This is a genomic window from Desulfosporosinus sp. BICA1-9, assembly GCF_000802135.1.
Genome location: NZ_JUEE01000174.1, coordinates 1 through 26998, shown reverse-complemented (window position 1 = coordinate 26998; position 26998 = coordinate 1). Strand labels below are relative to the sequence as shown.

The window sequence follows — 26998 nt, the reverse complement described above, 5'->3', positions numbered from 1 at the left end:
AACTATTTCTTCCATGTTTATTTAACCTATATGATCGGGATGACAGCTTTGAGCATCGTGCCCCGATGAATTTCCGAACTGATTTGAAGATTACCACCTAAGCTTTCTATTCTTTCTTTCATTCCAACTATGCCAAAATGGTCACTCGTCAGCGACCAATCATCTATCTTGATAGTATAGAAACCTTTACCCGAGTCTCTAACAGTCAGTTCAAGGTTAGATTCGGTCATCTCGATGAACAGCTTTATCTTGTTAGAACCTGAGTGTTTCACGGCATTCATAATCCCTTCCTGCAAAAAACGGTAGGCAGCTAATTCTACCTCCTCCTTATAGCGGTCTTCTCGGTTAAAGCCTACCGTCTCTAAGGAAATAATAGATAGTTCTTTCAGCATTATTTCTTCGCACATTAATTCGACGGCAGTAAGCAATCCCAAATCAGTTAAGGAGGGCGGTCGTAAATCATTCGATATTACACGAAGTTCAAAATTCAAGTTCTCTACTAGCTCCCGCATATGAGAAATTGCCTTTGCCGTTTTGCTTTCGGTTGGGCATTCTTCAATAAGGTATTTTAACCACCGATTCAAGTCTAGCCCTAATTGCAAAGGTCCATTGTTTATATCGCTGGCTATTAATTTTCGCTCTTTCTCAAGACTTCTAACCAAAGAGGTAGTAATTCCTTGCAGCCCCTGATTCCTTCGTTGTGAGTCTTGTGATCTTTGAGCAAGGAATTCTATTTCTTTCGACAGTTCCTTGATGACAAACGTCGTTATTAAACGTTGGGCCAATTGACTCGAGATTAGCGTAATTAAGGGCAGTTCATCTCGTTCAAATTTGACATGAGAATAATGATGGCCCAAAAATATACCACAATAAAAATCGTCAGAAACGACGGGAATATAGATCTCAGCAGGAAAACTCTCAGGAAGTATTTTTGCTTCTAAGTTAACCCTATTATCCGCTTGGAAAAATTCCTCCAGTTCGATTTGTTGGCTTGGTTTTTCCAAAAACATTCCGTGAGCCTTCTTTAGGTATCCTCCTTTACCATCTTCAACGACAATAAAAGCCCCCTCAATCGATAGGCTTTTCACCACTTCTTCTAATATTCTGTCCTCTTCATTTATTGAAGTCAGGCTTTCGTTTAACTTCAGAACTCGTTCTCTAAAACCTTTGTTTCCATAAAAAAAATCAAATTTTTCCAATAAATTTCTTATCATAGCTCGCATAAAGCTAATACAGACTATAAATAGTATCGTTAAAAATAGCGAAGCAATATACACCTCAAGATTTAAGGTCTTTACTACTTTCAAAAAGTAAAGTACATACGAGAGAACGAAACTAATAATCACTCCCACAATGAAAAATGATAATATTGTCCCTAAGAGCCGACGGCTATCTGGTAAATATTTATTGACTATGACATAATACCAAGCGACTGGCACAACGGAAAGAAACAAGGAACTGAAGTCAGAGTACCTTATAGGTTGAATGTTAAATAACTGAGGGACAGCCGTCAATAAAACAAATGGAAAGAACCCTATTACCATACTCATAAAAAGGATACCCGTTTGGTTTCTTTCCGGGCTTTCTTTGGGCAGCTTTATTAGCGAACCTAGATTCCAGAGTGCTAAAAGTAGGGCAATAATAACAGTTGATAATACTAGTTTTCTTAATAAACTTACATTGTTGATGATACCAATAGATTGTAAAATAGTAAAAATAATTATGATAATAGATATAATTGTGACCATATAAATGCTGAACTGGTTTACTCGGTTTCTTTTTTCTCTTGGAAAAATCGAGACTAGATTAATAAGGAATATAGGTACTAATGACATGCTCATATACTCTAACTCCCTAGCAAAAAACAAACAACGACCTGAAGCTGGAACAAATACTATCGCCAAACCGATAATCCAGTTAAACCAAAATATTGAACGTGCTTGAGCCAGGAAAGGACGCTTAAACCATGTCATAAACCCCAACAGCCAGAAAACAAAGCCCAAAATTTGCAGAGGTACTTCTTTTAAGTTTCTCAGCGGATCCGTACTAATTTGTAATTTAATTAAGTTATCTGTTGGCTGACCCGGCCTGCGGAATTCTATTGAAGATGCTCCTTCTACTTGACTCCATTTTTGGGCTAGGCTGTATTTACTTGGAACATCTTCGTTAATTTTTAGGACTATGTCTCCGACTCTCACCCCTGCTAGGTACCCTTCACCATACGGATCGCTGGCGATCACAAGCCATTGTCCATTAACGTTCTCGATGTTAAGGCCAATATAAGGATGATTTATAGTAACTATAAAATATACGAGTCCTAATACGATAAAAGCAACACTTGCAATGTAATATGCTTGCCGTCTAAACACATTCTTCAACAAGTTTGATCAACTTCTCCTTGCCTTTTTCCATAACAGGTATTGCTATCATGATGTCCATGGCTTTTTGGCGAAAGATTTCGTACATAACTTTACAGTAATGGGCAACTCCTTCATCGATGGCTATTTGTTTTAGATAGTCTCGTTCTTCGTCTCCAAACCTTTGTAATCCTTGGCCTTGCAGTTGAGTTAGTGCCTGGAACCGCTCGGGCTGCTTCTTGAGGATACTTAAAAGATAGACATAAGGCAGGGTTTTCGTATTATTAAGGAAATCTTTTTTTGTTCGAAATCTAAGAAATCATTTAGATCGTTTCTGATTTGGCTCATTATCCCAAGGTTTGTTCCAAACTGCTCTAATTGCAAGACTAACGATTCTGACGCACCGCCTAAGGTTGCCCCAATTTTACAGGCACAGGCCGTTAAGCTTCCCGACTTTCGCTTGACTAGCTCAAAATATTGTTCTAGAGTAACTTGCTCCCTACTATCATACTGGAACTCCTGGAATTGACCATCAATAGCACTTATTCCCGTACGATTTAAGATTGTGCTAACTTCTCGAAATCGCCCATTATCTGGTATATTGGACACTGCCTCATAGCTTAGCATAAGTAGACAAATGGCTAAGTTTAGAGCGTTAGCATTGCTGAGTTTGCGCCAGGGTAACTCATCATTGTCCTGATCCTGAATATCATCAAAAATATCTGCCGCCAGTGCAAATAGTTCCATCCCTATTGCTCCTGGCAGCGCAAATTCAGGTTCCCCGCTTATACACTCACAACTTAATAAAGTTAAGTTTGCCCACGGAAATAATTCACCAGTCTTGCCTTCAGCGTTAAGCGTGGACTTGATCAGGTGTAACAATTCTGCATTCAGTTGAGCTCTGGTCAGAATTTCATTTATTTCTGTGGAAATAGTTTGATCAAACTGAAGGCTCATCTTTTTTAATCCCACTTTACCAAAGGAAAAGCTTCAATCGTTAAGGTGCCTTCTGATACCTCGTACTTGGAAAATACGTTTTGAATGATCGTAAATTCATGAGTCTTTAGTTCTGTTGAAGGCAGTCCGTTTTCTAACGACAACAAATTTTTCGGGTTCTTGACTAGGCCGTTGACCAGTTCTGCAATACTATCATAGCTCATTTTTCATAACACCCTTTCTTATTCTGTTAACAAACAGCATTTACTCATTTTCCTAATTTTTTAAGGTTAAAGGATTTTAGATATTTCAATTATTTCTTCTTTAACTATCTCTAATGACAGTGCAACATCCCTTACTAAAGAGTGAACCCCAGATATGGCGCATTTATCATTCGATAGGCACCCCTCCTTCGGTTTCTCCATTTTTACTCAATTCTACTTATAACTTCCTTTTCCTGCTATGAAATTTAGCTTATACTGTCGTACCATGACAAAAGAATGCTTTATTGAAGAAAATCGACTGTGAGGGCTCCTTTCTTCTTCCCCTATCACCAGTAACGTACAGATTTGCATTAGAAATCTCCTTAAAAATTGCCGAAATTCCAAATCTCGATCCAAAGCCCTTGAGCTCTTTGTCGTTGCAAAAATCTATTTTACCCCTAAATTCTGCTCCTAACTTTCTGAAAAATTGTATTCAGTTAAAAACCAAACCCCTCAGATGCTTTCTTTTCGCTCTGAGGGGTTGTCGTACGTTCCATTCATTTTATCAAAGTCAGCAAGAAGACCCCGACTTCAAAACTCCGCAGTGTTTAAGTGGGGGATGATTGCGTTCCCCTACATAACTTTGTTGAGTCATAGGTTTTCAATTTGCCAGTCTATGGGGGTTTTCCCCATGGAAATTAAATAATTGTTGGTTCTAGAAAAGGGTTTACTCCCCAGAAAACCGCGAGACGCCGAGAGCGGACTAGGGTGGGGGGATTTTATGATAGTGTGGCTGGGGTTAGTTATTATGCCCGACTTGGAAAGAGCATTGTTTCCCCATAATATAAAGACGATCGGATCCTGACGTTCGTTTAACAATGTAATCACCTGGTCTGTAAAGGTCTCCCACCCCATATTTCGATGCGAGTTTGCCTGTCCAGCCCTCACGGTCAGTGCTGTGTTTAATAATAGCACTCCTTGATCTGCCCACTTTTTTAAATAGCCATTATTCGGAATAAAGCAATTCAAATCACTCTTAAGTTCTTTGAAAATATTTAGCAAGGATGGCGGCGGAGCTATTCCTGGTTCTACTGAAAAACTTAGCCCATGGGCCTGATTGGGTCCATGGTAGGGGTCTTGTCCTAAAATAACTACCTTGATATCTTTATAAGCAGTGTAATGAAGGGCATTAAATAGATCATGCATATCCGGGTAAATTACCTTAGTCTTGTATTCCGTTATCAAATACTGCCTTAATTTTTGATAGTATTCTTTACTGAACTCATCATACAATAGGCTTTGCCAGTCATTATTAAAAATAATCATCTTATCACCCAGATAAATTATATCATATTTAGGTAAAGGAACTAGCCCCCAGCCTCAATTCTTCTATTCAATCATTACTTAGCAAATCAATGCCTTGAAATACTGAGTGCTTCTTCAAGGGTATCCCATCTCCTCTTTAGTTGAGCGAGTTGACTTAACCTCTCAGCCTACTCTCCGATGTTTTCCTCGCATTTGTAGAAACATCTTTGCAGAGAACATTTTCCTTAGATCTCCCGATAGCATGTAATCAGTAACTATACCCGCAATTAACCCCCAAAAAGGTGATCCAACTCCGGCAATTGAGATACCGGATAAAGTAACCAGAAAAGTTATCAGAGCCGCCTCCTTTTTTTCCTCACCCTGCATTGCAGAGGTAAGACTTGAACCTATTGATCCAAATAGTGCTAATCCCGTTATTACAATAATCAATTCACTAGGGAAGATCGCAAAAACAGAAACAATAGTTGCCCCGAAAATGCCAAAAATCAGATAAAAAAGACCCGCAGAAATTCCAGCAATATATCGTCTATCCGGATCATGATGGGCCTCCTTCCCTGTACAGATCGCAGCTATTAGGGCAGATAAATTGATTCCATGGGCTCCAAACGGAGCGAAGAGGATTGATGCGGCCCCCGTAGCAATAATGAGTGGATTTGCTGGAGTATTGTATCCATCAGCCCTTAGTACCCCGAGGCCCGTGGCATTTTGCGAGGCCATCGTTACAATACAGAGTGGTATTCCTAACCCTATTAGCGAACTAAGTGAAAATGTCGGCTTTGTAAAGATGGGTTGGACAAGAAAAACTCTGGCCCCTTCTAAGTTTACTATGCCTAGACTATAAGAAATCAAGAGACCCAGGAGCAAACTCGTAACGACAGCATAGCGTGGAAACCAGCGCTTGGATACTAGATAACCCAATATCATGGGTAGCGCTAACATAGGCAACTGTTTTAAAGAAACAAAAACATCTACCCCAAACTTAAGTAGAATCCCCGCGAGCATTGCTGTAATGATTGCGTAAGGGATCCGTTTCATAAAGGAGGAAAAAAGACCTGTGAATCCGAGTATCGTAATAAGTATCCCGGAAAAAATAAATGCGCCAATGGAGTCTGAATAGGCATAAGCACTCCAACCTGAGATTAACATTACAGCCCCTGGTGTTGACCATGCAGTAATCACTGGTGCCTTGAATCGAAGACTTAAAATAATGGACGTCAGACCACTTGCGATAGAAATCGCCCATATCCACGATGATAGATGTAGATTGCTTAAGTTAGCGACTTTTGCCGCTTGGAAAATCAGCAGTACAGGTCCTGCAAACCCAACAGTAACAGCAATTAGCCCAGCGACAATAGCGGAGATCGAAGCATCTGATTTTATTTGTCTAAAAAATACTACAAAAGAATTCATTTTAACAATACCTTTCAAACTTTATATTGAGCGCTATAACGCACATCTGGATAGAGTATATCACGTGTGCGTTATAGCGCTCAATAGCTTTAGAAAATAATCTTTTTGATTTTTTTCTTAGGAAAAGTTCATATACTAACTGGCAGAAGTCGATTAAACTTTTTCCTATGAGAATAGCGTTTTTACATCATCAATGGTAGGTGCCGCGTTAGGAGCATCCGGTCTGACTAGGGCATAATAAAACACGACTTAACAGGTGTTAGTCGTGTTTTATTACATATCTACAGCGAAATTTTCTTCAGGGAAAATAGTAAATTAAATGATGAAAACTGGTGAGTTGATCGGAAAGATTGAGATAAATGTGTTCTTTATTGGCCAGATACCGGATCGCATCCCCTTTATTTAGCCTATATACATTCTCACCGATAACTATTTCTAAGGTACCCTCAATCAGACTAATATACTCTTCAACCCCCTCATCATGAGGGGGTGATCTATGACTACAGCCTGGTTCAAGTTCTATGATAAACGCTTCAAAGCCCCTATTGATATCAAAAATGAATTGAGGATAGATTCTCATCTGCCCATTCTCTTCAATGATAGGGGTTATTTCTGAGTGGTGTATTAAGAGAGTCTCTTTACCTTCCTCCCCATTTGCTAACAGGGAGGAAAATGAGACTTTTAGACCGGTCGCTATTTTCCAAAGAGTGTTTATTGTAGGAGTAGATTCTCCTCTTTCGATCTGCCCTAACATTGCTTTGCTGACACTCGTTAACTCGGCTACTTTGTCTAAACTCAGTCGCCGTTTTTTTCTAACACTATTTAAGTTTTTTCCAATAGTAAATCTCATTTTCGGTACTCCATGCTACTCAGTTTTTTCTCCAAGTAGCTGCATTAAGGTCTCTTGTTCTTCTTTCAGCTTTGCAAGTTCATCGGCTAGATTCAGGGCAGTCAAAATTGCAACCTGGTGAGCACTCAAGCGAGGTAGCCTTTGCGCAATCAGACGCATCTTGTTATCGACATCATGGGCTAACCCTAGGATATATGATGCTGTCCCATCACCGCGGACCACATGCTTTTCCCCAAAAATCTCAACGCTGATTTTGACTGATTCATGTGCCACAAATTCCCCTCGCTCTCTTTTTGTCTTACTATTTCTCTATTTTCGCCACTCCGCGCCAAACTCCTGCTGAATTCCGTCTAAGATGCGCGAATTCAGCAGGTTTACTTCCTCATCCGTTAAAGTCCGTTCTAAGGATTGGTAACGTAATGAGAACGCTAAGCTTTTGTGATCGTCAGGGATAGGCTTTCCAGTATAGACATCAAAGATCTTGACTTGTTGCAATAATTCCCCACCGAGCTTGCGTATCTTAGCCATTACCGCCTCAGCCGAAATTTCCATAGACACGACGACAGCCAAATCTCTTTGTATCGCTGGAAAACGCGGGATGGAGTAAGCACGAACGGTTTGTCTCATCTGCTCGATCATTGGAGTCAACTCTAATTCAAAGACGACCACCCGCTCAAGCCCCCACTCCTTTTCCAGAGATGGATGTAGTTCACCAAGGAATCCTATGCATTGATTCTTCAAATAGATATCGGCTGAACGCCCTGGGTGTAGCAAATTTTTACTTTCTGCTACACGATACTCTAATTTAAGTCCAAATCCCAAGGCCATTTCTTCTACGATACCCTTCAGATAGTAAAAATCCTTATTGACTGGCTGATTAAGCCAATGCCTTCCGCTCTTACCCACCGCAACTCCGGCCACACGCAATTCTTCTCGTGGAAGCTCCCGCAAGGGTTGTTCTTCTCCCCAATACGTATTCCCTATCTCAAAAATACTTACTTCCATGTTGCGGCGTGCTACATTGCGAGCTGCTACATCAAGGAGTCCCGGTACTAAAGAGGTGCGCATGACACTGAGTTCATCCCGCAAGGGATTAAGCAATGGAATTGAATGTTGGGCACTTCCCCATTGTGCATCCGATTCTGCGCGAGTAAAGGTATATGTCAGTACCTCATCCATTCCAGATTGTACTAGGGTTCTTCGCAAGCGGCGGCGGAATTCCTGCTCTGGGGTTCTACTGCCTTGAGTCAGATCTCCTTGTGGCAGGGTTGTCGGGATTTTATCATAACCGATTAAGCGGGCCACTTCTTCCATGAGATCTTCTTCGATCTCAATGTCCGAGCGGTAAGCTGGAATCTCGACCTGGAATAATCCTTTTTGTTGCTTATACTCAAAGTTCAAATCCTCCAGGACTTGACGTATCTCATCTGTCTTAAGTATCACACCTAGCACGGTTGAGGCATGCTCTGCTGAGAGGCTGACTTGACGGGCAGAGGGAAGCTTCTTCACTTCATCGACGAAGGCAACAGGACGGCCAGCCCCTAATTCAAGGAGCAAATCACAAACTCGGCCGAGTGTAGCCACGCTTCCGTGAGCATTAAGACCCTTTTCAAAGCGATTAGAGGCCTCCGACCTGAGCCCTAAACGACGACTGGTGCGGCGAATGCTGACCTGAGAAAAATGAGCGGATTCAATCATCAGCCGCTTGGTATCCTTCGTCACTTCACTATCTAGGCCACCCATAACGCCAGCCAACCCCAAAGGAACGTGGTCATCTGCAATAAGCAAGGTGTCTACTTGAAGGTTCCGCTCCACTCCATCTAAGGTGACGATTTTTTCCCCCGGATACGCACATCGGACGTGAACATCCCCCTGTATCTTATCTCGGTCGAAAGCATGCAGTGGTTGCCCCATTTCCATCATGCAGTAATTCGTAATATCGACAATATTATTAATGGGACGAACTCCTGCGGCCTTCAACCGTCTCTGCATCCATTCTGGAGAAGGTTCTATATGAACATCTTCAACCACTAGACCTGCATATCGCCAGCATAACTCTTCATCTTCGATGACAATCCGTAGATCCGTAGCCGTTGGTAGGGACAGCTCTTGATGGTGGTCCGCCCATTTGGGCAAATGGGGCTTTTTCCTGGTAAGAGAAGCGACTTCACGAGCAACATTGATCATAGCTAAACAATCTGGTCGGTTCGGATAAAGTTCTAAGTCCAAGACACTATCTTCACGTCCTAAATAACTGCCAAAGTTCTCTCCGACGGGTGCCTCAGGTGACAAAATCAGAATTCCGTCCTTACTGCGCTCTAATCCTACTGTCTCATCCAGCAAAAGCTCCTCACGGGAACATAGCATACCCAAGGAGACAACTCCTCTAAGTTTTGACTTCCGAATAGAAAGCTCATTGGGAAGGGTCGCTCCCACCATGGCAACAGGAATCCGATCTCCAACTAATAAATTCTGAGCTCCAGTGACGATCGTCACCGATTCTTGACCCACATTCACGTCACAAACTAAAAGTCGATCGGCATCCGGATGCTTCGTAAGACTGACTAGTTCTCCGATCACCACTTTTTCGAAACCTTTATTTAGATTCTCGACACCCTCTACTTCAATCCCACCACGGGTTAGAGTTTCCGCTAATTGTTCGGCACTCTGATCGACATCCACCAGCTCACGCAACCACTCCATACTGACTTTCATGACATTTCCCCCTTAAAACTGCTGCAAAAAGCGCAAATCATTATCAAATAAGAGTCTCATATCTTCAATCCCAAACTTCAGCATGGCAATACGCTCAACTCCCATACCAAAGGCAAAACCCGTCACTTCTTTAGGATCGTATCCGCCTGCTTCTAAAACCTTTGGATGAACCATTCCTGACCCTAAGACTTCAATCCAGCCAGTTCCTTTACAGAGACGGCACCCTGCTCCCGCGCAAAGCATACAGGAAACATCCACTTCTGCACTGGGCTCTGTAAAGGGGAAAAAGCTGGGTCTTAAACGAATCTCTCTAGATTCCCCAAACATTTGGCGAGAGAAATTTAAGAGAATCCCCTTAAGGTCTGACATGCGAATCCCATGATCCACTACAAGTCCTTCTACCTGGTGGAACATCGGAGAATGGGTTGCATCATCATCATTTCGATAGACTTTTCCCGGAGCAATGATTTTTACGGGCAGTTGAGGAAAGAGCTTCTCCATGGTTCGAACCTGAACCGGAGAGGTTTGAGTGCGAAGTAAAATTTCTTCGGTAATATAGAAGGAATCCTGCATTTCACGAGCTGGATGCTCCTTCGGTAGATTAAGGGCTTCAAAGTTATAATAGTCTGACTCAATTTCGGGTCCTTCAGCAATTTGGAATCCCATACCTAAAAAGATATCTTCAATCTCTTCCATTACTTGTGTCAGAGGGTGATGATGTCCACGCGGAATACGCATTCCCGGTAATGTTATGTCGATGCGCTCCGAAGTCAACCTTTTCTCTAAGACGAAGGCTTCGAGCTCCGCACTACGCTCCTCCCAAGCTTGTTCTAAACGACTACGTACTTCATTAACCACTTGCCCCATAATCGGCCGTTCCTCAGGACTTAAGCTCCCCATTTGACGCAACATTGCAGTTAAAGTACCTTTTTTTCCGAGAATTTTCACTTTAAGCTCTTGGAGCGCTTCCGAACTCTCCAGCTCCTTCAGTACCCGTAACGTTTCCTCTCCAATGCGCTGTATTTCCTTTTTCAAGTTTAACCACCCTTTCCATTCAGACGCATTCCAACCCGATCCATCTCGGTGTCGTCGCCTTCGTTATATTGTTATTTTGTAAAAAGTCTTTAGATTTAGCTAAATAAAAAACACCCGCCCCCTGCGAAAGGGACGAGAGTTCATTCTCGCGGTACCACCCTAGTTTGACCAAACCGGCCACACTTAAGTTCCTGTTAACGGAGGAGACCGGGTCTACCTACAAATCAGCAGACCACTCCCAGGCGAATTTTTAACCTCTTCACATGATGAAGGAGGTGGGTATCTTCTTAGCTGGCTCACAGTCTAGGCCACGCCTCCCTGAAAAGAAAAGACTCCGTTTTAACCTGATCATCGTATTGTTATATGTAACTTTACAAAGAGTATGTTCACAGAAAATTATAGCATTCTCTACAAAGTTTTACAAGAAATCCCTTTGGCGTACAATTTCGTAGAGTAAGATACCCGTAGCCATGGCTACATTAAGGGACTCCACATTTTGAGCCATCGGTATCGTAACACGCTGAACATCCTCCGTTTTAAAGGATTGCGAAGGACCCTTGCCCTCATTCCCGACAATCAGCGCCAGTGGCCCCTCTGATAAGGTGGTGCGGTAAACCGCTTCTCCCTGGATATCCCCCATGAAGACACTCAAACCGTGTTGATGGCAAAATTCTAAGATATCCCCCGGTTGGCTTGAAGGCAGGAGAATTAGCGAAAAAATAGCCCCCATGGTGCTGCGCAATACTTTAGAATTATAGACATCTACCGTCCCTGGGGTCATACAGACATAACGGACTCCTGCCGCCAACGCTGTACGCAAAATTGCGCCCAAATTTCCCGGATCCTGAATACCATCAATAATTAGCAAGACTGTTTGCTGATCAATGGTTACCTCTGACCAGGAGTGATTGGTTTGGCGAACAACCGCTAAAATCCCTTGCGGTTCTTCTGTCGCACTCATCTTGCGCAGAACCCGCTCATCCACTTCCTCAAAAGGGATGCTTCGATCCCGTAACCCTTTTAGCAGAGACTGCCACTCTAGTGGCTCGCGGTCTAAACAAACATAGACCTTTTTGATCGGAGCATTTCTAGAAACTGCCTCCTCGACAAAGCGCCATCCTTCGACCACGAACAACTGAGCTTCTTCGCGAGCTTTACGTCGCTGTAAGGAGACAACATATTTTACCTGTTCATTCTGTAAAGACTCAATCATCCATGCACCTCCAGGAGCGAGTCAAGAAAGCTATACTTTCTGCCTAGTCCAAAAAGAGGATGCCTTCGCACCCTCTCTGTTTTAAGCCTTGATTTGTACCTTAGCAACATTGACAATTTCCGTAAACGCTGCAGCATCGCTGATTGCGAGTTCAGCCAGCATCTTGCGATTGACTGTAACTCCGGCTTTCTTCAAGCCGTCCATCATGCGACTATAGGATAAACCATTTATGCGGGCAGCTGCGTTGATTCTGGCGATCCAGAGCTTACGGAAGTTACCTTTGTTATCTTTTCTATGAGCATAGGAATAAGCTAAGGATTTTAGGACTTGTTCATTAGCTGGGCGGTAGAGTTTACTTTTTGCTCCACGGTATCCTTTAGCTAATTTTAATATTTTCTTGTGGCGAGCATGTTTGGTCATGCCTTTTTTTACACGGGCCATGTCAAAGACCTCCTTTTAACTCCAGTTTTTATAGATAAGCAATTAAATTTGCAATTCGTTTGGCATCAGATTTATGCATCACCGTAGATTTGCGCAAATTGCGTTTTGCCTTCGGCGACTTCTTCTCTAACATGTGGCTAGTGTATCCATGCATACGGATAATTTTGCCGGTTCCTGTTTTCTTAAAGCGCTTTGCTGCGCCTCGGTGGGTTTTCATTTTTGGCATTTCGTAATCCCCCTTTTGCTATTAATCGTGTTTGATTGAAGCTAAAATCATGATCATGTTTCGACCCTCAAGTTTTGCTTCGCGCTCAACCGTAGACTCGGCCTTACAAAACTCGGCGAGTCTTACGCATAAGGCTTTTCCAAGTTCCGGGTGGGTAACTTCCCTTCCACGGAACATGATCGTTACCTTTACTTTATCCCCCTCCAACAAAAAGCGTTGGGCGTTGCGGGCTTTGGTTTCGAAGTCGTGGTCCTCAATATTGGGACGTAACTTGACTTCTTTGATTTCCATGCTTTTTTGTTTTTTACGAGCTTCTTTGTCCCGTTTGGCTTGCTCGTATTTGTACTTGCCATAGTCCATTAGTTTGCAGACTGGGGGTTTGGCCGTCGGTGCAATCTCAACGAGATCTAACGATTTCTCGATTGCGAGGGCCAAGGCATCTCTAGTCGCCATGATCCCCAGTTGTTCCCCTTCTTCTCCGACGAGACGAACATCCCGAACCCGGATTTCGTCATTGAGTCTTAAGTCCTTGCTAATAAGAAACCACCTCCAAAAAATTTATCAGCTCAAAACAAAAAAGACGGATGAATTACCACCCGTCTTCTATACAATCACGAGCAAAAAATTAAGCTCAGGACCAGAAGATACCTTAACAACGAACGCCGTAAGGTGAGAAGCGGATGGCTTCTACTTGACTTAAGTATTTTACATCAAAAACTTTATCATGTCAATTCCTTATCTTCCCACCCAGAGCTGAAGCATGATTTTCTCCATTAATAAATAAACCAGGACAACATACCGCTGCCTTTCCCTCGGATCAGCACGAAATTTACTCGGGTTCCCTGCTTGCTGGTACACTGAACTTCGAATATACCCCATTCATTGCGGGAGTGAAAGAAACCTTTGACTTTTACAAATACTCAGCTTTAAAAAGGAGGTTTAAGCTGGTAACCACGTTCCATATCAATGTCATAATCGGGACTTTCTATTTGCCACCATTTCTTCACCGCTGACTTGTCCTGAGCCCAACGCATGTACGGATGATCCATTTCGTAGATTATACCATGCCGGATCCATTCCACTGTTTTCACATCCCAGGGCATAATATTGGCAAGGTTTACGTTTGGTCCGAACTCTTTGACCAGCCAAGCAATCAAGGGATGATTTGGCAAATTCCGGTCGTCCCACAATTCAAAGATCAGCTTTGTCGGGTCTATTGCTTTGGCCACTTCCAGTAGCTGCTTTTGTCCATGTTTGTTCTCCAACTGGGTACCTATCAAACCTCGTACAATCATCCCTTCCCAGTAGACATAGTCCGCACCGGCCTCAATCAACCCCAAAGCCTGCTCCAAAGTTCTTTCCACGGAAATTAAATCGCGAGACACTCTGGTCGGATCTTTCCACCACCATTTTTTTCCAACTTCACCCACAACAATAAAGTCCTCATCTTTAAACATTTTGACTTCATCTTGCATTTCTTGGAGCGTGGTCCCAGAACCATGGTTTTCCACTTCGACCTCGTTGATTCCCAATTGTTTTAGAAGCTTAATATACTCCTTAATGTTTTTTTGCGCTTTGGCGATCTCAAATTGGGTGCCGCCCAAGGCCACGCCCATGTCCATATTTCGAAACCCCTCAACTGCTTCTTGTACAATTTTAATATCGTGATGCCAGAAGGTGTCCAATAGCTTAATTCGATCCACGAGTTCCTGAAAAGGCTCTACGTATTTTGGTCCGTAATTGGCGACATCCATAATCAATACCATTGTAATTCCAGTTTTCCTGGGTTTGTGGGTACGTTCTGAATCGGCATCCAATTGATCCTGAAATTTTTTTAGTATTGGCAATAGTTCCATTTCAATATTCCCCTTCCTTGCTGTACCTTGTACGACGTAGCAAACTAAAACTCGTAGATATCACCAGGTTCAAGGATCACAACGCTGCCAGCTTTGTTGCTCTCCACTAAATTTTTAAATTCTTCCGGATTCTGATTGAGCAAAGGAAATGTGTTATAGTGAATGGGCACAGTAACCTTGGCAGAAACATATTCCGCAGCTATGGCTGCATCATTTGGCCCCATGACATAATTATCCCCGATGGGCAGCAGAGCCAGATCAATTTTATTCAGGCTTCCGATTAACTTCATATCCATAAACAATCCCGTGTCTCCCGCATGATAAATAAGCTTATCACCTAACTTCACCAGGAAACCGCAGGGACTTCCTGTATAGATACTACCCTGATCAGTCATAACAGCTGAGCCATGCCAGGCAGGTGTGAGCTTGATCCAACCAAACGGAAACTGGTGACTGCCACCGATATGCATCGCATGGGTTTTGGCACCCTGAGCTTCAAAGAAAGCTGCTAGTTCCGCCGTCCCTATAATGGGTACATCACACTGCTTGGCAATGGCCAAAGCATCTGTCATATGGTCAAAATGCCCATGCGTTACTAATACAGCATCGACTTTAACCTGGTTAGGTTTGAGCTTAGCCACCGGGTTGCCGCTTAGCCACGGGTCTACAATTACCCTGAAACCTCCTTCCTCGATAGTAACACAAGCGTGCCCGTTAAATGTGATTTTTGACATCCTCGTCTCTCCTTTCCCAATACAAAACACTTCACCCTGAACAATGTATTTAGTGCCTTATTCACAAGAAATATCCCGTAATGAGACATAATTAAGGGGGTGGCTCACACCATGATCTATCCACCCCACTACAGACTGGGCACAGGGGGCTTCTTTTTACGTCCACTTTAAGAAGGTCAAGCTTGAGCGCGTTATAGAGCAATAGCGCTTCCCAACCAGCAAGTCCCCATGACCAAGAATGTACTTAAGAACTTGGGTAGCCTGAATCATACCAATTACACCCGGTACCACACCAACAACTGGGATAGGTTTGCCAGGTGGGGTTGGCATATTAGGGGAGAGGCAATTGTAACACGGAGTTAATCTTGGAATTATAGTCATCATTTGCCCTTCAAAACCAGATACCGCGCCGTAAAAGAAAGCTTTATCAGAGTGTACGCACACCTGGTTCATCAGGAAACGGGCTGGGAAATTATCACTGCAATCAACGACCATGTCATAATCCATTACTGTCTGTTCGACGTTCTGTTGAGTTAATCTCATCGGCTAAGCAAGCACTTCTATGTCCGGGTTCAAATTCTTAAGGGCTAGCCGGGCAGATTCTGCCTTAGCCCGCCCGATATCTCCGTTCCTATGTAGAACCTGACGGTTCAGGTTGCACAGATCTATTGCATCACTGTCCACAATTCCGATTTTACCAATACCGGCAGCCGCTAGATAGAAAAGAAGAACCTTGGCAACCTTAATTTTTTGTTGCCCTTTTATCCCAACTTCAGCTAAATTATCTGTCTTTGACATCTTTCGAGTTCTTCCTCGCTTAGTTCTACTCCCGTTTTAAGCATAACTACCAAATTGTACTTTCTCCCCATATCAAAACTGGCACCGACTATAGCTACGCTGGCCAGATTAAATACCACGTTTATATTTTTCACTTGCTTGGTCTAGATTCCCCTTGTTGCAAAATAAGTTAATGATTTCCTTCTACCGGGAACTAGGATCCCCCCTCCTGCAATTTTAATAGACTCTCGGCCTTCGCCGAGCCCGTTGGAATAGTGAGGTAGAGGACTGAATGGTTTAGAATTAACCACCGGCTGCCGCCGGTATAATAGTCAGCTCATCACCAGCTTGTAAGGTAGTCTTCATTCCCTGCAAATAGGCTATGTTTTCGCCGTTAAGAAAAACAAAGAAAAGATCTGATACATTACCATCCAAATCACACAATATATCTTTGAGTCCCGTATACCTAACGTCTAAGTCCTGTATACATTCGACAACACTGTGAGCCGCACATTCGACCACTTTATTATCGCCGGTAAGGTGGGCAATTGAGGCTGGCAGTCGCACGGTAATATTGCTCACTTTTCATCTCCCCTTTTCTAACTCATTCCTGCAACAAATAGTTTTATGATGGTATCAATAGACCCATAGCTATCAATCTTTCGCTAATTTCCCGTGACCCTTTAATAAAGGAATCTACAACTGTACTTACGGACGGAATATCATTAATCAACCCTACGGCCTGACCACAATAAGCCATTCCCTCTTGTAATCGTCCCTCAATAATACACCTGCGGTACTTCTCGCCGCTAATCCATGGCCTTAATTCTTCAAGCTCTGCTCCCCTCTCCTCCATTTCCAACACTAGACGAACAGCATCATTTATCAACGTCCGATGGGTATTACGGATCGAACGTTGTACTAGGACTGTTTGATTTTCTTGGGAATCTAACAGCAATTGCTTGAACTTAAAATGAACGGGGGATTCTAAGGTGGCCATGAACCGCGTCCCAACAACCACCCCCTCTGCCCCAAGCGCCAGTGCCGCTAGGAAACCACGGGCATCGGCGATCCCCCCTCCGGCAATTATCGGAACCTTTAACAGATCCTTAGCCTTTGGAACTAACACCATGGTAGAAACATCATCCATACCAACATTGCCGCCATTAGCAAATCCTACTATTTCCACCGCATCAGCCCCGCATTGTTCTGCTTTAATGGCATGTTTAATAGAGGCCACTTTATGAATCACCTTTATCCCGGCTGCATGCAGCGGATAGATAACCTCTTCAGGGCTCCTCACTCCAGCGGTCTCCACCACCGGAATGCGCTCCTCTATCACGGCTTGGATAAATTCAGTGCTTGATGCCAAGGATGCAGCCCTGTTAAGACTGATATTTACCCCCAAAGGCTTATCGGTTAGTTGCTTGGCCTTTCGAATTTCTTCCCTCAGCTCATCACCATCTTTAAACCGTGCAGAAGAAATAATACCGAGACCGCCTGCCTTAGAGACAGCAGCAGACAACTTGGCATCTGTAATCCAGTGCATACTCCCCATTATAATTGGATATTTGATGCCCAAAAGCTGGGTAATTCCAGTTCTAAACATCATACTTCCACTCCCTCCAATATTTTTTTAAATTGCAATCCTGCAATTTAAAGTTACCAACTCCGTCCGCAACACGAGGGCTCTTGAATTACTCCGGTAAAGATGGCATCTTTATCGCAAAGGCTTGGGTAAAGCAACGCACCCGCTCTCCACCACCGCCCGTCAGCCCTCTCGATCAATCCAGCACTCAAGCAAATACGCCACTCATCCTGGTAAGGCACTTAAGGTAGTGTGATTCTTGAGAAATGATGGTATAAGGATTCCTGTAATCAGACTTTGAACTGGTTGAATTGCGCTTTTAGTTCAGCCGTGAGGGTATTTAAGGTTTGAAAATATGCATACGCTTTTTCCAGCTCATCATTCATGCATTGCGTTGTAGCAGAGATTTCTTGAGATGCGGCAGAGGTTTCTTCAGAAACAGAAGAAATTTCTTCGACCTTTTCGAGTATATTGCCTTTCCTCTCATTTACCTGCAGAATCATTCCCAAGGCGGTCTCCATTCCCGGTTCAATTTCATACACAGCATCAATGAGTTGTTTGAAGGATTCCATGGCACCCTGGATGACGTGAATCTGGTTGTTTAGGTCCAGGCTTAAATCTGAGGTTGTTTCAACCACCTGTTCCGTATCCACATCAATGCTTTTTAACAGAAGCTGGATGTTTTCCGATGAAACCTTGGACTGCTCGGCTAGCTTCCCGATTTCATCCGCTACCACTGAAAATCCTTTACCGGCTTCTCCGGCTCTGGCAGCCTCTATAGCAGCATTTAAAGCTAACAAATTCGTCTGGCCTGCAATATTTTTAATAACATCCGTGATATTATTGATGTTGCGAATATTTTCGCTCAGCTTCTTAATTTTTTCCCCGATTTCGTTAAAGGAATTGCCGATTTTATAGATAGAACCAATGAGTTCTGTTAACCTCTTGCTGTCTTTACTGGCACTTACAGCCGTAACTTGGGCCTTGGCTGCAATCACACCCATCTGTTTTGATGTGTTCTCCAATTCTTGTCCGAAAGTAGTGAACGTCAAATTGATGTTTGACAGGTCCGTAGCTTGCACAGAAGCCCCCCTAGCCACTTCGTCAATGGCTTTCACGACTTCTTGGGAAGATTCATAGTTGCTTTTATTAATATCCGTCAGTTGAAGTGTAGAATTGACAACCTTGTCCGTATTGTCTTTTACCAGCTTAACCATAGTATGCGTCTTATCAACAAACACATTGAAACGAGCTACAAGTTTCCCAATATCATCCCTTGAAACCGTAGCAAGTCTTTTTGTAAGATCCCCTTCCCCCTGGGATATGTCCTTTAATGCTTCATTCACCTCGTGTATAGGAACGACAAGCTGTTTGATCAGCATATATAGATTAATAAAAATGGCAGCCAGACACAATATTGCGATCACAGAATTTTTTTGTATGATAGTGCTTTGTAAATGTTTTAAATCCTCTAAACTGAAAACAGGAAGCGATAAACTAATATTTAAAACGATGAGAAAGAGTGCAGTACCAAATGCAGTAGTAACCACGTTGAGTACCAGTTTTACCTTCATGGAAAAAAACGCCTTGCCTTCTGCCAAGGGAATGGTCGCTGTCAACTTGTCAATCTGCATAAGTGTATAGGCTAACCAAGGAACTGCAAACACAAAAACAAGGGCGATGACAACAAGCTCAGATAAAAGATACTCCATTTTCGTATAAGAGGGTTCGAACAAAATAACGGTACTGGGCCCGAAGGCAAGGAATAGGAACAGGATGAGCATGATGAATTTTGAGATGCGAGTTATATCTTTTTGAACTTCCTGCAGCGCAACAATACTTGGATTCTTTAAGTAGTCATCAATACTTTTCAGCTTTTTGTTCATGTACAGGTAAACCATCAAGACAACCACAAAAACGTATACCATCCATAATTTAGGCGGAATAAGTATTTGCAGGAATTCCTGGATACTGATATACCCGAAATATATCTGGCATAAAAACCATGTGATCATAGGCACCAATAGACTGCCGTAAATTCCAATATAAATAGATCGATTGAAATTTTTCAATGTTTTACCCCCATAATCAGCATTGTTAATTATTCCCGTAAGTTATTAATGAAAAAAACTACCTTAGCAGCATCCGTTAGCCCTCTCGCAGCAATCCAGCGCTCAAGCAAACGTCCACAGGGAAGCCATGCCTCCATCGTCTTTTGTTCGTATTGCCAGGCTTTGCTGTTTTTGTATTTGATATAGTTCAAGCCTCTGTAGACATATTTCAAAATACAAATATATAATGGGAGCCTAGCTGAACAACGATCACTGTGTACCTCCAATTGCTTTATTTCAGCATATGTGACGGCAACCAAAGTGCTAGAGACGGCACAAATCCCACAATAATCAGGACAAGAACGTAAATCGCCATAAACGGCCAACTTCCACGGATTACCGCACCAAGTGTGCTGGGAAATCCTAAACCTTTAGCAACACTATCAATCGCGTAAAGATTGAGTCCTACAGGAGGACTTAAGAGGCCTACCTCGATATTAATTACCATCAAGACTGCATACCAAATGAGATCCATTTTGTAGCCTATCAAAGTAGGTAAAAGTATGGGTATTATGATCATCATAATCGAGGCACCTTCAAGAAACATCCCCATTATAAACATAACAACCATGGTGATAAGAAGAAAAGTCACCGGAGGAAAACCATTGCTTACAAAAAAGCTGCTTATAGCTCTTCCTAAGCCAAATTGAGTTACAGCATTGCCAAAAACAATTGCCCCACAAATTATGAACATAACCATGACGGAATTATTTATTGCTTCCCTCAAGATCGGGATAATATCTTTAATCTTTATTGTGCGATAAATGAAAATACCAATTAAAAAAGACCATAGAACGCCTAAGGCCGCTATTTCCGTGACGGTCGCCAACCCTGTATACATAGGTACAATGACCCCGATGGGGATAATTAAAGCCCAGATACCTTCTTTAAAGGCAACCCATCTTTCACTCCAGGTAGCTGCAACAACTTTTTGTTTATCTGGGGAACGAAGATATTCCCAAGCCACATAAATTGAGAAAAGAATAACCGCCAGCATGCCTGGGACCACGCCAGCCATGAATAAGCTGCCCGTAGATTCCTGGGTGAAAGCGCCATACACTATCATAGGTACACTGGGTGGAATCAGGATGCCCAAGGCCCCCCCAGCCACACATATACCCAAAGACAAAGGGAAACTGTAACCATATTTCATCAGATTAGAAATTGCGAAGGAACCTACCATAGCCGCAATAGCCACGCTCGTTCCAATCATAGCCGCTAAAAATGCACAGGTCAAAATCGTGGCAATGCCTACGCCGCCGGGAATTTGGCGTAGAAAAACGTCAAACAGGTAATATAGCTTTTCTCCTATCCTTCCCCTGCCCAAGATAGTCCCCATTAAGATAAACAAGGGTATAGCCAGAAAAATAAAGTCATTGACGGTATCAAACATTACCTTGGCAGCGACTACAAGCGCTCCTTCTCCGCTAAGAGCATAGAGACCAATTAAACCTGCGAAACCTAAGGCCACAGGCACGGGCGTTCCTATAAATAGCAGCACAATCAGGAGGATAACCGCTAGCAGTATAAGACTGGTCATAGAGCATTCTCCTTTCCGTTTAGATATCTAACTGCATCCATCAACGCTTCAAGACCGAAAAGAATCATACCCACCGGCAAAACAATTTGCAACAGGTAGATTGGTATTTCCAAAAAAGGGGTATGCCGTCCCGAAATGTAGGAGGACCAAATCAAATAAAACCCTTTCCATGTAATCAAGGCGCTAAAAACCACGCAAACCAGATCACCTAAGAAACGCATCAGCTCTTGTCCTCTCGGTGGTAGTTTTCTGGTTAGAATATCAACACGTACGTGTCTCTCCTCCCTAAGGGCAAAAGCTATCCCCAGATAAGTCGCCCAAACCGCCCCATAACCGCTCAACTCTTCAACCCATATCATGGAAACTCCAAGTTTCCGAGCAATGATATTGGCTACCATCGATAGGAACATCACTCCAAGAATTATGCCAGCTAGGGTGTGGGCTGCGGCCGACACCTTTCTTATCAAGTCCATAAACAAACCCCCAATTTCAAAGCGTTTGTATGTTGCCTCTCCCTATGACAGGAGAGGCAATTTCTATTCCAACTATTACTATTTCAATTGGGATTTAATTGCTTGAATTTCCTTAATATCAGCTAAGATCTGTGGGTAATCTTTATAAAGTGACTGCCAAAGCTTATCTCTATCCCCAATAAATTGCTTAAGTTCTTCTGGAGTTGGGGTGTAAATCTTAACGCCTTTTTCGGCACCAGCCTTTAAGACAGCCTCTAAATTAGTCTTAGCGGCTGCCACAGTCTTGTCTTCGACTTCTTTAGTAGCCTCACTAATAGCCTTCTGAAGTTCCGGTTGCAACTTATCGTAAAATTTCTTATTCATTATAATCATTGATACCCGTGCGCTATAGGGCAAAATTGTGAAGTTAGGAGCAACCTCATAGAGTTTCCGTTCGACCGAAGTGGTCACCGTTCCTTCGGAGCCTTGAATTACTCCGCGCTGTAAACCCGTGTACAATTCAGAACCGTTGAGATAAGATATATTACTTCCCCACTGTTGGTAAATCGCTGCGGTATCAGGACCTGTAGCCCGTAAGGTTAGCCCTTTAGCATCGGCCGGAGTCTTAACTTGTTTACTTGTGATCACCCCGCCTTCTTCCATTGACCAAGGAAGAAATAAAATCCCTTTCATTCCCTGTTTTTCCATCTCAGTCTCTAAACGACTGCGGATTGAACTGGTTAAAACTTTTTGAGTTATCTCAGTCACTTTTCCTTCAAAAAGGAATGGCGCCGCAAAAACCCGCGCTTCAGGGACCGATTTAGCCAAATTAAAATCATAGGCATGCCCGGCCTCAATCGCACCCGTTTGTACCGCTTCTAAGACATCAGCGTCTTTATACAGTTGCCCGGTTGGATAGACCTGAACTTCCACCCGGCCCTTGGATTTCTCCATCACCAGCTCCGCCCAAGCCCGCATTTGGGCAGAAATATAGTGATTTTCCGGTAAGGCATGACTTAAACGAATCACTTTTTTTTGAGCTTGGTCATTCTCTGAAGTATTTCCTCCTTGCCCCCCGCAACCTGCTAGACTTAGAACTATTAAAACTGTCCAGACTACAATTAATTTAGTATATTTTTTTAACATTGATATTCCTCCTCTTCGTGAGCTCTTATGTTCTCTTTTCCATCGTATGCGCAGTAAAATTCTCACGTTTCTCCTCGATTGCCCTATTTCGCTTACCATCCCCTCCTTGCATCATCGCCCGTACGTCCTCGGATTCTTCCGCAGATATTTTTATCTAATAATTGCGAATATTTCGAACGCATCCTCATTCCAATCGCAAGTTCTATGCCAATTTGCCCGTAGCCCAATATTTAGGGCTTGCCAAAAATTGTACTACAAACGAACACTCGTTGCGAAGAACAACTATCCTAACCTAAAACACTTCGCTCTGAACATGCTCTGATCAATGTATCTAGTGCCTTATTCTTAAAAATTGTCCCGTAATGAGACATAATCAAGGCGTTGGCTCACACCATGATGTATCCACCACACTACAGACTGGGCACAGGAGGCTTCTTTTTACGTCCACTTTAAGAAGGTCAAGCTTGAGCGCGTTATAGAGCGATAACTTCCCAACCAGCAAATCCCCCTGACCAAGAATGTACTTAAGTACTTGGGTAGCCTGAATCATACCAATTACACCCGGTACCACACCAATAACAGGGATAGGTTTATCAGGTGAGGTTGACATATTAGGGAAGAGGCAATTGTAACACGGAGTTAATCCTGGAATTATAGTCATCATTTGCCCTTCAAAACCAGATACCGCGCCGTAAAAGAAAGGTTTACCAGAGTGTACACACACCTGGTTCATCAGGAAACGGGCCGGGAAATTATCGCTACAATCGACGACCATGTCGTAATCCATTACTGTCTTTTCGGCGTTTTGTTGAGTTAATCTCATCGGATATGCAAGCACTTCTATATCCTGGTTCAAATTCTTGAGGGCTAGCCGAGCAGATTCTGCCTTAGCCCGCCCGAGATCTCCGTTCCGATGTAGAACCTGACGATTCAGGTTGCTCAGATCTATTGCATCACTGTCCACAATTCCGATTTTACCAATACCGGCAGCCGCTAGATAGAAACCGACTGGAGAACCCAATCCTCCAGCCCCTACAAGAAGAACCTTGGCAGCCTTTATTTTTTGTTGTCCTTTTATCCCAACTTCAGGTAAAATTATCTGTCTTTGATATCTTTCGAGTTCTTCCTCGCTTAGTTCAACCCCCATTTTTACCATAACTACCTCCAATTTGTACTTTCTCCTCGCCCATTGCACTAAGGCTTGGTTCATGTACAATTTTCTACAGTTACTCGCACATCAATTCATGACAACACCCTATAAATTAACCACCGGCTGCCGCCGGTATAATAGTCAGTTCATCACCAGCTTGTAAGGTAGTCTTCAGGCCCTGCAAATAGGCTCTGTTTTCGCCGTTAAGAAAAACAAAGAAAAGATCTGATACATTACCATCCAAATCACACAATATATCTTTGAGTCCCGTAAACCTTACGTCTAAGTCCTGTATACATTCGACAATACTGTGAGCCGCACATTCGACCACTTTGTTATCGCCGGTAAGGTGGGCGATTGAGGTTGGCAGTCGCACGATGATATTGTTCACGTTTTATCTCCCCTTTTTTAACTAATTCCCTGCCCCCAAAATTTTTTTATGATGGTTTTAATAGACCCATGTCGATCAATCTTTCGCCGATTTCTCATGCGCCTATAATAAAGGAATCTACAACTGTACTTACGGAAGGAATATCATTAATCGAATCCTTGGACTGCTCCGCTAGTATAATTAAGAAAAATTGGTGTTGAATAACATATCTTCCTGTATTTCCTTCATTCTTCTTATAACACAAGCTTGAAGTTCATCCAATTCTTGGTGTGACATTTGTTGAAGAATGATATTAAGTTCATCAAACTCTAAAAACTCTAACTTTGTAATTCTTCAAGGTTCATAATCCCCCCCCGACTGTTTTTCCTCCCACACGATTTTCAGCAACAATCAAACCTACTGCCTGACCACAATAAGCCATCACGAGGGCTATTGGATTACTCCGGAAAAGATGGCATCTTCATCTTCAAATTGGGCGAAATATCGCTCAGCGTCCTCCCTCACCCACTCTGCATCACTTTCCGTTAACCCTCTTGCTTTAATCCAGCGTTCAAGCAAACGACCTCCAGGGAGCCATGCCTCCATGGTATTTTTTTCGTATTGCCATGCTTTGCTTGTTACTCCTTCTTGCGCAAGGATTTTCCAAACGTCTTCACGCTGCCGCTCATCACAGTAAATGCACATCACGCATTCTCTTAGTAACATCTCCTCAAACTCCTTCTGCACCGCCCGGTCAAACTTGATGCAAGGAATCTGCTCCCGCTCAACATAAGGATCAAGCCTATTAGCGAGTTCCTCTAGTTCTTCCCTTTTCCCTAAGACTAACCATTTGCCCCAATACTGCAAATATTCTTTATTAGTTAATGGTTTATTTTTGTATTTGATATAGTTAATACCGCTGTAGACATATTTCTTGGAAAATACAAATATATAATGGGAGTCTGGCTGATCAACAATCATAATGCACCTCCAATTGCGGCTACAGTTTCGCAGCCAAATCGTTAAGATGTTGGGAAACATCCAGTAGAGAGGAAATCGAAGCTCCAATTTCCTCAATCGAGGCCGCTACTTCTTGAGTATGACCGCTAAATTTAGCTAAATCATCGGCCATGTCACCAATTAAATTGCGAATTTCTAGAAGAATTGTACGGATTTCCTTGGCCGAACCTGCACTGGAAACCGCCATCCTTTGAATTTCATGGGCAACAACACCAAAACCACGTCCGCTTTCCCCTGCCCGAGCTGCTTCAATTGAGGCATTTAGTCCTAAAAGTTTGGTGTTAGTAGCCACTGAATTAATATAGTGAACAACCTTCTCTGTTTCCTCAGCTTTGCGATGAACATTTTGCGAAGATTGGGTTATTGTTTGTCCGGCGTTAGCTAGAATTTGGGCCGAGGCGGCTATGTTTTGAATTACGCTCGAAATTTGTTCCAAAGAAATAGTCAAAGTGCTGGAAGTATCCTTTAATTCTTTACTAATCTGGTTCATTTCCGTTGGAACTGCAACTATCATTCCCCCAATAATCACATCGTCCCTAATAATAGGAAAGACAGCCACAAAATAAGGAACATCCATAATTTGGGATACAACCTCTCCGATAATCGGTTTTCCGGATTGAATTACTTGATATGAACTACTTTCAGGAGCTAATAAGTCACCAGCTTTAACTGGAATCGCAATTTTTGTTCCTTGTATTATAGAAAGATATTTTTCCCGGTCAAATAACCCAGCCGTTCCTTTGCCAAATGCTGTAGCGTGAAGTAGCGGAAGTATTTGTTGAAAATACTCCAACATTATGAATTCCCCTTTCGTTGTTATAAATCCTTATTAACCACCTGCTGTCGCCGGTATAATTGTCAGTTCATCACCATCTTGTAAGGGAGTCTTAACCCCCCGCAAATTAGTTATATTTTCCCAATTAACAAAAATAAAAAATAAATCTGATATATTACCATCCAAATCACACAATACATCTTTAAGTCCCGCAAACCTTACGTCTAAGTCCTGTATACATTCAGCAATACTATAGGCTGAACATTCAACCAGTTTGTTATCGCCGGCAAGGTGGGCGATTGAGGCTGGCAATCGCACGGTGATATTGTTCACTTTTCAGCTCTCCTTTAGTGCGCACGTTGTGCGCTTCATATATATTTCCTAGAAATCATCGCTCCTGCATTGCGATGTAAGACAACCGACTAACTTTATGCGAAAGCCTCTGGGGGACAACAGCATGTCGGTAAAGTCAGGATTAGACTGCAATTGCTGTCGAGTAGCCTGGCGAGTCAGGCCATATATGGTAAAGCCTATGGGCTGAATCCGGGTCTGTGGCTTGAGGCGCTGCCGGAATTAACCCCGGTATCAATGGGTATCCCCAATATAAAAAGGATTGGGTATAAGCAGGCCCATTGACGCACCTGCGGTAAGCAGGGTATAGACCAACCGGATACCTACGTATGGAGACACTATATGGAGCGTCAAACGTGACCTGCCTAAGTGCCGTTCTCGGCATATGGCAGAGAGCCCTAATAGTAGCCTAACGG

27 protein-coding genes, 2 pseudogenes and 1 other annotated feature are annotated in these 26998 nt (G+C 42.9%); of the genes and pseudogenes, 1 reads left to right on the top strand and 28 read right to left on the bottom strand.

The genetic code is table 11. The annotated features are described in order from the left end of the window. Nucleotides 1-26: 26 nt before the first annotated feature. The 28 genes and pseudogenes from JL57_RS22125 to JL57_RS21995 form a co-directional block, all read right to left on the bottom strand. Entirely contained in the window at nt 27-2381 is a 2355-nt protein-coding gene (locus tag JL57_RS22125; protein ID WP_034144097.1) for a sensor histidine kinase, read from the bottom strand. Next, nucleotides 2362-3314, bottom strand: a pseudogene (locus JL57_RS22120) (polyprenyl synthetase family protein). Before JL57_RS22120 ends, JL57_RS22125 begins: the two are co-directional and overlap by 20 nt. Nucleotides 3315-3319: 5 nt before the next feature. Further along, nucleotides 3320-3517, bottom strand: coding sequence for a hypothetical protein (locus tag JL57_RS22115; protein ID WP_034144096.1), 198 nt, complete (start codon nt 3515-3517; stop codon nt 3320-3322). A gap of 630 nt (nt 3518-4147) precedes the next feature. After that, the gene (locus JL57_RS22110) at nt 4148-4822 is read right to left on the bottom strand and encodes a uracil-DNA glycosylase (RefSeq protein WP_034144095.1); all 675 of its coding nucleotides are present in this window, start codon (nt 4820-4822) and stop codon (nt 4148-4150) included. Between the two features lie 162 nt (nt 4823-4984). Further along, nucleotides 4985-6232, bottom strand: coding sequence for a benzoate/H(+) symporter BenE family transporter (locus JL57_RS22105; protein ID WP_045691708.1), 1248 nt, complete (start codon nt 6230-6232; stop codon nt 4985-4987). 298 nt (nt 6233-6530) lie between these two features. Then, nucleotides 6531-7082 (bottom strand): helix-turn-helix domain-containing protein, encoded by a 552-nt coding sequence (locus JL57_RS22100; RefSeq protein ID WP_034144094.1) that lies wholly within the window; start codon nt 7080-7082, stop codon nt 6531-6533. Nucleotides 7083-7097: 15 nt separating this feature from the next. Continuing rightward, on the bottom strand, nt 7098-7355 hold the full coding sequence (gene zapA, locus JL57_RS22095) for a cell division protein ZapA (RefSeq protein WP_034144093.1): 258 nt from the start codon (nt 7353-7355) through the stop codon (nt 7098-7100). 36 nt (nt 7356-7391) lie between these two features. Further along, the gene (pheT, locus tag JL57_RS22090; RefSeq protein WP_034144092.1) at nt 7392-9797 is read right to left on the bottom strand and encodes a phenylalanine--tRNA ligase subunit beta; all 2406 of its coding nucleotides are present in this window, start codon (nt 9795-9797) and stop codon (nt 7392-7394) included. Between the two features lie 12 nt (nt 9798-9809). Further along, nucleotides 9810-10832 (bottom strand): phenylalanine--tRNA ligase subunit alpha, encoded by a 1023-nt coding sequence (gene pheS / locus JL57_RS22085; RefSeq protein WP_034144091.1) that lies wholly within the window; start codon nt 10830-10832, stop codon nt 9810-9812. A 418-nt stretch (nt 10833-11250) separates the two neighbouring features. Next, on the bottom strand, nt 11251-12045 hold the full coding sequence (locus JL57_RS22080; protein ID WP_034144090.1) for an RNA methyltransferase: 795 nt from the start codon (nt 12043-12045) through the stop codon (nt 11251-11253). An 81-nt stretch (nt 12046-12126) separates the two neighbouring features. Next, the gene (rplT, locus tag JL57_RS22075; protein ID WP_034144089.1) at nt 12127-12486 is read right to left on the bottom strand and encodes a 50S ribosomal protein L20; all 360 of its coding nucleotides are present in this window, start codon (nt 12484-12486) and stop codon (nt 12127-12129) included. A gap of 28 nt (nt 12487-12514) precedes the next feature. After that, on the bottom strand, nt 12515-12712 hold the full coding sequence (gene rpmI / locus JL57_RS22070) for a 50S ribosomal protein L35 (RefSeq protein ID WP_034144088.1): 198 nt from the start codon (nt 12710-12712) through the stop codon (nt 12515-12517). A gap of 21 nt (nt 12713-12733) precedes the next feature. Further along, on the bottom strand, nt 12734-13249 hold the full coding sequence (infC, locus tag JL57_RS22065) for a translation initiation factor IF-3 (RefSeq protein WP_291300412.1): 516 nt from the start codon (nt 13247-13249) through the stop codon (nt 12734-12736). 29 nt (nt 13250-13278) lie between these two features. After that, nucleotides 13279-13411, bottom strand: a sequence feature (ribosomal protein L20 leader region). Between the two features lie 227 nt (nt 13412-13638). Further along, a complete protein-coding gene (locus JL57_RS22060; protein WP_034144086.1) occupies nt 13639-14568 on the bottom strand; it encodes a phosphosulfolactate synthase in 930 nt (309 codons plus the stop codon). A gap of 44 nt (nt 14569-14612) precedes the next feature. Continuing rightward, the gene (locus JL57_RS22055) at nt 14613-15302 is read right to left on the bottom strand and encodes a metal-dependent hydrolase (RefSeq protein WP_034144085.1); all 690 of its coding nucleotides are present in this window, start codon (nt 15300-15302) and stop codon (nt 14613-14615) included. 156 nt (nt 15303-15458) lie between these two features. Continuing rightward, nucleotides 15459-16100: pseudogene (locus tag JL57_RS22050) on the bottom strand (HesA/MoeB/ThiF family protein). Between the two features lie 282 nt (nt 16101-16382). Beyond that, nucleotides 16383-16661: a MoaD/ThiS family protein gene (locus JL57_RS22045; RefSeq protein ID WP_291300411.1), complete on the bottom strand. Its 279-nt coding sequence runs from the start codon at nt 16659-16661 to the stop codon at nt 16383-16385. Between the two features lie 43 nt (nt 16662-16704). Continuing rightward, on the bottom strand, nt 16705-17691 hold the full coding sequence (locus JL57_RS22040; protein WP_291300410.1) for a nitronate monooxygenase family protein: 987 nt from the start codon (nt 17689-17691) through the stop codon (nt 16705-16707). 266 nt (nt 17692-17957) lie between these two features. Next, complete coding sequence (locus JL57_RS22035; RefSeq protein ID WP_034144084.1) at nt 17958-19739, bottom strand: methyl-accepting chemotaxis protein; 1782 nt, start codon at nt 19737-19739, stop codon at nt 17958-17960. A gap of 29 nt (nt 19740-19768) precedes the next feature. Further along, entirely contained in the window at nt 19769-19930 is a 162-nt protein-coding gene (locus JL57_RS35215; protein WP_291300409.1) for a hypothetical protein, read from the bottom strand. An 80-nt stretch (nt 19931-20010) separates the two neighbouring features. Next, nucleotides 20011-21318, bottom strand: coding sequence for a TRAP transporter large permease (locus JL57_RS22030; protein WP_034144083.1), 1308 nt, complete (start codon nt 21316-21318; stop codon nt 20011-20013). Beyond that, a complete protein-coding gene (locus JL57_RS22025; protein ID WP_034144082.1) occupies nt 21315-21791 on the bottom strand; it encodes a TRAP transporter small permease in 477 nt (158 codons plus the stop codon). Before JL57_RS22025 ends, JL57_RS22030 begins: the two co-directional genes overlap by 4 nt. Nucleotides 21792-21869: 78 nt before the next feature. Further along, nucleotides 21870-22916 carry a TRAP transporter substrate-binding protein gene (locus tag JL57_RS22020; protein WP_034144081.1) on the bottom strand — a complete coding sequence of 349 codons (1047 nt, stop codon included), beginning with the start codon at nt 22914-22916 and terminating at the stop codon, nt 21870-21872. A 373-nt stretch (nt 22917-23289) separates the two neighbouring features. Next, nucleotides 23290-24084 carry a HesA/MoeB/ThiF family protein gene (locus tag JL57_RS22015; protein WP_291300408.1) on the bottom strand — a complete coding sequence of 265 codons (795 nt, stop codon included), beginning with the start codon at nt 24082-24084 and terminating at the stop codon, nt 23290-23292. 94 nt (nt 24085-24178) lie between these two features. Continuing rightward, on the bottom strand, nt 24179-24457 hold the full coding sequence (locus tag JL57_RS22010) for a MoaD/ThiS family protein (protein WP_291300407.1): 279 nt from the start codon (nt 24455-24457) through the stop codon (nt 24179-24181). 429 nt (nt 24458-24886) lie between these two features. Continuing rightward, nucleotides 24887-25417: a hypothetical protein gene (locus tag JL57_RS22005; protein ID WP_034144080.1), complete on the bottom strand. Its 531-nt coding sequence runs from the start codon at nt 25415-25417 to the stop codon at nt 24887-24889. A gap of 19 nt (nt 25418-25436) precedes the next feature. Continuing rightward, complete coding sequence (locus JL57_RS22000; RefSeq protein WP_034144079.1) at nt 25437-26252, bottom strand: methyl-accepting chemotaxis protein; 816 nt, start codon at nt 26250-26252, stop codon at nt 25437-25439. 33 nt (nt 26253-26285) lie between these two features. Beyond that, nucleotides 26286-26564: a MoaD/ThiS family protein gene (locus tag JL57_RS21995; RefSeq protein WP_291300406.1), complete on the bottom strand. Its 279-nt coding sequence runs from the start codon at nt 26562-26564 to the stop codon at nt 26286-26288. A gap of 153 nt (nt 26565-26717) precedes the next feature. Between JL57_RS21995 and JL57_RS35210 the strand changes: the two genes are divergently transcribed. Beyond that, the gene (locus JL57_RS35210; protein WP_291299564.1) at nt 26718-26867 is read left to right on the top strand and encodes a hypothetical protein; all 150 of its coding nucleotides are present in this window, start codon (nt 26718-26720) and stop codon (nt 26865-26867) included. Nucleotides 26868-26998: the final 131 nt, after the last annotated feature.

Bases quoted from the DNA above. Each gene is read 5' to 3' on its own strand.
- JL57_RS22115 (WP_034144096.1), bottom strand. From the start codon at position 3,517: ATGAGCTATGATAGTATTGCAGAACTGGTCAACGGCCTAGTCAAGAAC.
- JL57_RS22110 (WP_034144095.1), bottom strand. From the start codon at position 4,822: ATGATTATTTTTAATAATGACTGGCAAAGCCTATTGTATGATGAGTTC.
- JL57_RS22105 (WP_045691708.1), bottom strand. From the start codon at position 6,232: ATGAATTCTTTTGTAGTATTTTTTAGACAAATAAAATCAGATGCTTCG.
- JL57_RS22100 (WP_034144094.1), bottom strand. From the start codon at position 7,082: ATGAGATTTACTATTGGAAAAAACTTAAATAGTGTTAGAAAAAAACGG.
- pheT (WP_034144092.1), bottom strand. From the start codon at position 9,797: ATGAAAGTCAGTATGGAGTGGTTGCGTGAGCTGGTGGATGTCGATCAG.
- JL57_RS22080 (WP_034144090.1), bottom strand. From the start codon at position 12,045: ATGATTGAGTCTTTACAGAATGAACAGGTAAAATATGTTGTCTCCTTA.
- rplT (WP_034144089.1), bottom strand. From the start codon at position 12,486: ATGGCCCGTGTAAAAAAAGGCATGACCAAACATGCTCGCCACAAGAAA.
- rpmI (WP_034144088.1), bottom strand. From the start codon at position 12,712: ATGCCAAAAATGAAAACCCACCGAGGCGCAGCAAAGCGCTTTAAGAAA.
- JL57_RS22060 (WP_034144086.1), bottom strand. From the start codon at position 14,568: ATGGAACTATTGCCAATACTAAAAAAATTTCAGGATCAATTGGATGCC.
- JL57_RS22055 (WP_034144085.1), bottom strand. From the start codon at position 15,302: ATGTCAAAAATCACATTTAACGGGCACGCTTGTGTTACTATCGAGGAA.
- JL57_RS22040 (WP_291300410.1), bottom strand. From the start codon at position 17,691: ATGATGTTTAGAACTGGAATTACCCAGCTTTTGGGCATCAAATATCCA.
- JL57_RS22030 (WP_034144083.1), bottom strand. From the start codon at position 21,318: ATGACCAGTCTTATACTGCTAGCGGTTATCCTCCTGATTGTGCTGCTA.
- JL57_RS22025 (WP_034144082.1), bottom strand. From the start codon at position 21,791: ATGGACTTGATAAGAAAGGTGTCGGCCGCAGCCCACACCCTAGCTGGC.
- JL57_RS22020 (WP_034144081.1), bottom strand. From the start codon at position 22,916: ATGTTAAAAAAATATACTAAATTAATTGTAGTCTGGACAGTTTTAATA.
- JL57_RS22005 (WP_034144080.1), bottom strand. From the start codon at position 25,417: ATGATTGTTGATCAGCCAGACTCCCATTATATATTTGTATTTTCCAAG.
- JL57_RS22000 (WP_034144079.1), bottom strand. From the start codon at position 26,252: ATGTTGGAGTATTTTCAACAAATACTTCCGCTACTTCACGCTACAGCA.